The organism is Mesorhizobium sp. M2A.F.Ca.ET.037.01.1.1, from assembly GCF_003998075.1.
Classification (GTDB): domain Bacteria; phylum Pseudomonadota; class Alphaproteobacteria; order Rhizobiales; family Rhizobiaceae; genus Mesorhizobium.
Genome location: NZ_RZSA01001443.1, coordinates 1 through 1,133, shown reverse-complemented (window position 1 = coordinate 1,133; position 1,133 = coordinate 1). Strand labels below are relative to the sequence as shown.

2 protein-coding genes are annotated in these 1,133 nt (G+C 66.0%); both read left to right on the top strand.

What is annotated here, in order from left to right:
• Nucleotides 1-697 (top strand): SDR family oxidoreductase (locus EOA27_RS37465; protein ID WP_127258836.1); only part of this gene is annotated, 697 nt, incomplete at its 5' end.
• A gap of 157 nt (nucleotides 698-854) precedes the next feature.
• On the top strand, nucleotides 855-1,133 hold a 279-nt coding region (locus tag EOA27_RS37460; RefSeq protein WP_145970868.1), incomplete at its 3' end, for a GntR family transcriptional regulator.

Sequence of the window (1,133 nt, the reverse complement as noted above, 5' to 3'; positions counted from 1 at the left end):
CGCCGCGATCATCGCGCTGGGCATCGACCAAGCCGCCAACGCGATGCTGCAGGCCGAGCTCAACCGCGCGGGCGCCGCCGCCCTCGTGCTCGCCACGGACGTTGCCGTGCCCGACCAGGTCGAGAGGGCGATCGCTTCCGGCGTCGAGAAATTTGGCGGGCTGGACGTCATCGTCAATTCGGCCGCCGTGCATCCCTACGGCACGGCCACGACGACGGATTTCGAGACCTGGAACCGGGCGATGTCGGTCAATGTCGGATCGATCTATCTCACCGCCCGTTTCGGCATACCGGAGATGATCAAGCGCGGCGGCGGCGCCATCGTCAACGTCGCCTCGGTGCAGGGCACCGCTTGCCAGGAGAATGTCGCCGCCTACGCCACCACCAAGGGCGCGATCCACACGCTGACGCGCTCGCTGGCGCTCGACTATGCCCGAAAAGGCATCCGCGTGAACTCCGTCAGCCCGGGGTCCGTGCGTACCCCGATCCTCGAACGCGCCGCCCGCGCCGACGATCCCAATGCGGATGTCGAGGCGGCCTTCAAACGCTTCGGCGAAGCGCATCCGCTCGGCCGCATCGGCGAGCCGGAGGAAGTGGCGGAACTGATCGCCTTCCTATGCTCGTCCAAGGCAAGCTTCTGCACCGGGGCGGACTACAGGATAGACGGCGGCCTTTTGGCGGGCATCGGGGTCCGATAACGTCGCAGTCGCAATGACGCGGTTGGGGGACGGGCGCGCGCTCCCTTGCGGCAGCGCGCGTTAACCGTCTATCGTGCGTCCCAATGCCATCGGAACCTGTCCCCGCGGCGGATAGAGCGACGAAGCAGCTTTCAGGACGACGAAGCAACGAGAGCCAATGGCCGACAAATCGCGAATCGGACTGACCGCTGTCGATACCGTTCCACTGCATGAGAAAGTCTATCTGGAGCTGGTTCGGGCCCTTATGTCCGGACAGTTGCAGCCTGGCCAGAAGCTGACCTCGCGCAAGCTCGCCAAGGAACTCGGCACCAGCGACATGCCGGTGCGCAGCGCCTTCACCCGGCTGCAAGCGCTGCGGGCGCTGAGCCCGATGCCGAACGGCAGCGTCGAGGTGCCTCTGATCTCCGCCGATCGCTTCTCGCAATTGACCGCGGTG